Source organism: Streptomyces sp. NPDC058877 (assembly GCF_042742855.1).
In the GTDB taxonomy this organism is placed as follows: Bacteria; Actinomycetota; Actinomycetes; order Streptomycetales; family Streptomycetaceae; genus Streptomyces.
Genome location: NZ_JBHYMF010000312.1, coordinates 1 through 5136 on the forward strand (window position 1 = coordinate 1; position 5136 = coordinate 5136).

Below are 5136 nucleotides of genomic sequence, written 5' to 3' on the forward strand. Positions count from 1 at the left end.
GGCAGGAGGTCCCCAGGGCGGACGGGTCGACGCGGCCGTCACCGTGCGGAACCCCGCCGACCCCGCCGACCCAGGCGGAACCCCGCCCGGCCCCGGCGTGCCGGGCCGGCCCTACACCCGTGCGGTGGGCTTCCGCGCCTCGATCAGGGTCCGTGCGGAGTGGGCCACGAACGGCCCCTCCGTACGGATCCGTGCGTCCAACTGACGCAACCGGGGCAGCTGCGCCTCGACCGCGAACCCCGGCACGATCCAGATGACCTTGCGCAAGAACCAGACGACCGCGCCGACGTCGTGGAATTCCACGCGCAGCCGTTCGGCGCGCACGTCCACCACGTCGAGCCCGGCGGCGCGCGCCGCGGCGGCCTCGTCGTCGGGGTGACGGGCCCGGGCCGCCTCGGGCTGCGGCCCGAGGAACCACTCGACCAGTTCCCACATGCTGGAGGGGCCCACGTGCTGGGCGAGGTAGCTGCCGCCCGGGCGCAGGACCCGGGCGATCTCCGTCCACCACACGGTGGCCGGATGACGACTGGTGACGAGGTCGAACGCGGAGTCGCCGAAGGGCAGCGGCGGCTCGTCGGGGTCGGCGACGACGACCACCCCCCGGGGATGGAGCCGTTCGGTGGCCCGTGCGACGTTCGGGGGCCACGACTCGGTCGCCGCCATCGTGGGCGGCAGCGCCGGAACCGTGTCCAGCACCTCCCCGCCGCCCGTCTGGATGTCCAGCCCCGCCGACGCGGTGGCGAGCCGTTTCGCGAGGAGCCGGTGGTACCCCCACGACGGCCGCTCCTCGCTGGCCCGGCCGTCGAGCCAGGAAAAGTCCCAGCCGTCGACCGGAGCCCCGGAGGCTTCCGCGACGAGGTCTTCGAAGGTGCGCGTCATCCCTGCATGATCACACCTTGCGGAGCCGCGGTCCTGCTCATTTCCCGGGCGTCGGAAACCCGGCGGGCCCGCACCTTCGTTCCGCGGGGAACAATGACCGCATGGACGAGGACCACCGGGCCGTCAGGGCCGCACTGCTCGCCGGGCTGCGGCTCGACCGGGTGGCGGCCGAGGCGGCCACCACGGTCGGCGGGCTCCCCGCCTACGGAGGGCTGGACCGGTCGGAGACGGGTCGGGAGTTGCTGGCCGTCATGGAGACCGCGCTCGTCGCACTCGTGGCGGGCCGCGCCCCCTCGGACCACGAGCGCGCGGAGTTCGTCGACTTCGGCGCTCGCCGCGCCGATCAGGGCGTCCCCCTCGAACCGCTCCTGGAAGCCTTCCGCCTCACCTCGCGCCACGCCTTCGACGCCCTGTACGCGGCGGCCGGCGGGCACGCCGAGTCCGCCGTCGCCCTTGCGCTCACCCGCGACTTCTGGCTCTGCTGTGATCATGTGTCGGCGGCGGTGATCGAGGGGCACCGCCGCCGCGGGGCGGAGCGACTGGGGAACGGCGGGGAGCGGAGCGAGCTGCTGGGCAGGCTGCTCGACGGCGCACTTCCGCCGGAGCGACTGCCGGCGACCATCCGGGCCCTCGGACTGGACCCGGCCGGAGAGTACCTGGCCTTCCACGCCGTGCCCGCGCCCGGACAGGACCCGGCCCTCGTCGAGCGCACGCTGCGCGGACACGCCACGGTGCTGCGCGTGGAGGGGGCACCGGATTTCGGCCCGGAGCCCGGGAGCGCGGCAGCGGGCCGCCGGGTCGTCGGGCTGGCCGAGCCCGGGAGGCTGTCCGGGGTGCCGCTTCCGGTCGGACTCGGCCGCGCCCTGCCCCCGGCCCGCGCGCACGAGTCCCTCCGCCAGGCGCGCCGGGCCGGTGAACTCGCCGCGGCCTTCGACGTCCGACGCCCCGTGACGGAGGGCGAGTTCCCCCTGCACGCCGCCGTGCTGGCCCTACCGGCCACCGGCGAACAGCTGGTGGACCGTTGCTTCGGCCACACGGACGGGAGCCGCCGGACGACCCTGGTCCGCACCCTGGACGCCTATCTGGCGGCCGGCGCCAATGCCGAGGCCGCGGCAGCCACCCTGTACGTCCACCCCAACACCCTCCGGTACCGGCTGCGCACCTTCGCCGCGGCCACCGGGCTCGAACCGGGCAGCCCCGAGGACTCCCTGCAGATCTGGTGGGCCCTGCGCCACCTGGAGGCGGTCTCCCGGCTCCGGGGACGGACGGGCACGGAGGGAGGGCACGGACGGGACGCGAGGCGCGGGGGCGGCGGCTGACGCCCGCACGGCACCGCTTGTCGGCGCCGACAACTTCCCTCCCCCGCTCTTGGAGGTGGCTCCATGGCCGAGCGCGGGCGCGCGGGGCACCGTGGTGGGAACGACCCGTGGGCGAGGAGAGCGCCCCGAAGAGGGAACGGAAGGGACGGCGCCCCCATGCACCAGAAGTACGGCGACTACCAGAACGAGATCTATCTGAACGCGCTCTTCGGCGTCACCCCCTCCCTGCCCATGACCTTCGACGAACTCGAGACGAAGGCGCGGTCGGCCCTGCCGCCCTCGCTCTGGTCCTACGTGGCCGGCGGCGCCGGTGACGAGCACACCCAGGAGGCCAATGCCGCGGCCTTCCGGAAGTGGGGGCTCGTCCCCCGCATGATGGTCGGCGCCGCGGAACGCGACCTGTCGGTCGACCTCTTCGGCCTGACCTTGCCCTCCCCGCTGTTCATGGCACCGGTGGGGGTGATCGGACTGTGCGCCCAGGACGGACACGGCGACCTCGCGACGGCCCGTGCCGCCGCCCGCACCGGTGTTCCCATGATCGCCTCCACGCTCGGTGTCGATCCGATGGAAGGGGTGGCCGCCGCCTCCGGCGACACTCCCGGCTTCTTCCAGCTCTACACCCCCACCGACCGCGCCCTTGCGGAGAGCCTGGTGCACCGTGCGGAGGCGGCCGGCTTCCGGGGCATCGTCGTCACCCTCGACACCTGGATCACCGGCTGGCGGCCCCGTGACCTGGCCACCGGCAACTTTCCGCAGCTACGGGGGCACTGCCTGGCCAACTACACCTCCGACCCGGTCTTCCGGGCGCGCCTCGCCAAGGCACCGGAGGAGGACCTGCGCGCAGCCGTCGCCGAGTGGGCGGGCATCTTCGGCAAGCCGCTCGTCTGGGACGACCTCGCCTGGCTCCGCTCCCTCACGGACCTGCCGATCCTCCTCAAGGGAATCTGCCACCCCGAGGACGTGCGGCGGGCCCGGGACGGCGGCGTCGACGGCATCTACTGCTCCAACCACGGGGGACGCCAGGCCAACGGCGGACTGCCCGCCCTCGATGCGCTCCCCGGGGTCGTCGCCGCAGCAGAAGGCGTGCCCGTGCTCTTCGACTCCGGCGTCCGCACCGGCGCCGACGTCATCAAGGCCCTCGCCCTCGGCGCCACGGCGGTCGGCATCGGCCGGCCGTACGCCTACGGGCTCGCCCTCGGCGGCGAGGACGGCGTCGTCCACGTCCTCCGTTCCCTGCTCGCCGAAGCCGACCTGATCCTCGCCGTCGACGGGTATCCGACCCTGGACGCCCTCCGCTCGGACGGAGCCCTGCGGCCCGTCGCGGCCTGAGGCGCGCCCGGACCACGACGGGCGGCGACGCGGCGCCCGTTCCTCCACGTGCGCAGGCGATCCGGCCCGCCCGGTGGCGGCTTTCCGACCGTCCTGCCGGTGCCACGCCGGGGAAGGGCGCCAGCGGCCGGGCGTGTCGAGCACGCCCGGCGGGCGGCAGTAGAATCGACCCCCGTGGCGGATACTCAGTACGAAGACCTGTTGAGACTGGTGCTCACCTCCGGTACGGCCAAGGCGGACCGGACGGGCACGGGCACCCGGAGTGTCTTCGGACACCAACTCCGCTACGACCTCTCACAGGGGTTCCCGTTGGTCACCACCAAGAAGGTGCACCTCAAGTCGATCGTGTACGAGCTGCTGTGGTTCCTGCGCGGCGACTCGAACGTCGGCTGGCTGCGGGAGAACGGCGTCACCATCTGGGACGAGTGGGCCGACGAGGAGGGCGAGCTCGGCCCGGTCTACGGGGTGCAGTGGCGCTCCTGGCCCACGCCCGACGGGCAGCACGTCGACCAGATCAGCCAGGTCCTCGACACCCTGCGGCGTGACCCGGATTCCCGCCGGATGATCGTCTCCGCCTGGAACGTCGCCGAGCTGGACCGGATGGCCCTCGCCCCGTGCCACGCCTTCTTCCAGTTCTACGTTGCCGGCGGCAAGCTCTCCTGCCAGCTGTACCAGCGCAGCGCCGACCTGTTCCTGGGCGTCCCCTTCAACATCGCCAGCTACGCCCTGCTCACCCACATGGTGGCGCAGCAGACGGGCCTGGAGCCGGGCGATTTCATTTGGACCGGTGGTGACTGCCACATCTACGACAACCACGTCACCCAGGTCACCGAGCAGCTCTCGCGCGCCCCGTTCGACTTCCCCGAACTGCGTCTCCGCAAGGCCGACTCGATGTTCGACTACGCCTATGCCGACGTGGAGGTGCTGGACTACCGGCACCACCCGGCGATCAAGGCTCCGGTCGCGGTATGAGCGGCGAGGCGAACGAGCACGTGCACATCGGACTGATCTGGGCGCAGAGCACCAGCGGCGTGATCGGCGCGGACAACGGCATCCCGTGGCGTCTCTCCGAAGACATGGCGCACTTCAAGGCCACGACCCTCGGGCAGCCGGTGATCATGGGGCGCAAGACCTGGGACTCGTTGCCCGCGCGGTTCCGTCCGTTGCCCGGCAGGCGCAACGTCGTGGTGACGCGCGACCCCCAGTGGGCGGCCGAGGGCGCGGAGCGCGCCGGATCCATCGACACCGCGCTGGCCCTGGTCTCCGAGTCGCCCGCCCCCGCCGGTGGGGCGGCAACGGCCTGGGTGATCGGCGGTGGCGAGGTGTACCGCGCGGCCCTGCCGTACGCGAGGACGCTCTCGGTGACCGAGGTCGACACCCCGGTGACCGGGGACACCCACGCCCCGCCCATCGAGCCGGCGTGGCAGATCACCGCGGACACCGGCTGGCTCCGCTCCACGTCGGAGCTCCGCTACCGCATCCGCAGCTACACCCGCCCGTAGGGGACGCGCCCCGTCGCAGGCAGGCGGGAGCGTGCTGCACGGAAGCTCCCGCAGCACGCCCCGGGCCGGCCGCACACGACCGCGAAACCGCCGGCGCCCCCGGCGGC

General features: G+C 73.3%; 5 protein-coding genes. 4 read left to right on the forward strand and 1 reads right to left on the reverse strand.

Annotated features, from left to right (window positions below):
- Positions 1 to 111: 111 nt before the first annotated feature.
- The gene (locus tag ACFW2Y_RS34620) at positions 112 to 879 is read right to left on the reverse strand and encodes a class I SAM-dependent methyltransferase (protein ID WP_384887366.1); all 768 of its coding nucleotides are present in this window, start codon (positions 877 to 879) and stop codon (positions 112 to 114) included.
- Between the two features lie 101 nt (positions 880 to 980).
- Between ACFW2Y_RS34620 and ACFW2Y_RS34625 the strand changes: the two genes are divergently transcribed.
- The 4 genes from ACFW2Y_RS34625 (at position 981) to ACFW2Y_RS34640 (ending at position 5029) form a co-directional block, all read left to right on the forward strand.
- Positions 981 to 2198: a PucR family transcriptional regulator gene (locus tag ACFW2Y_RS34625; RefSeq protein WP_384887368.1), complete on the forward strand. Its 1218-nt coding sequence runs from the start codon at positions 981 to 983 to the stop codon at positions 2196 to 2198.
- Positions 2199 to 2354: 156 nt separating this feature from the next.
- Positions 2355 to 3527 carry an alpha-hydroxy-acid oxidizing protein gene (locus ACFW2Y_RS34630; RefSeq protein ID WP_384887371.1) on the forward strand — a complete coding sequence of 391 codons (1173 nt, stop codon included), beginning with the start codon at positions 2355 to 2357 and terminating at the stop codon, positions 3525 to 3527.
- 174 nt (positions 3528 to 3701) lie between these two features.
- Positions 3702 to 4499 (forward strand): thymidylate synthase, encoded by a 798-nt coding sequence (locus tag ACFW2Y_RS34635; protein WP_384887373.1) that lies wholly within the window; start codon positions 3702 to 3704, stop codon positions 4497 to 4499.
- Positions 4496 to 5029 (forward strand): dihydrofolate reductase, encoded by a 534-nt coding sequence (locus ACFW2Y_RS34640; protein ID WP_384887376.1) that lies wholly within the window; start codon positions 4496 to 4498, stop codon positions 5027 to 5029. Before ACFW2Y_RS34635 ends, ACFW2Y_RS34640 begins: the two co-directional genes overlap by 4 nt.
- Positions 5030 to 5136 lie beyond the last annotated feature (107 nt).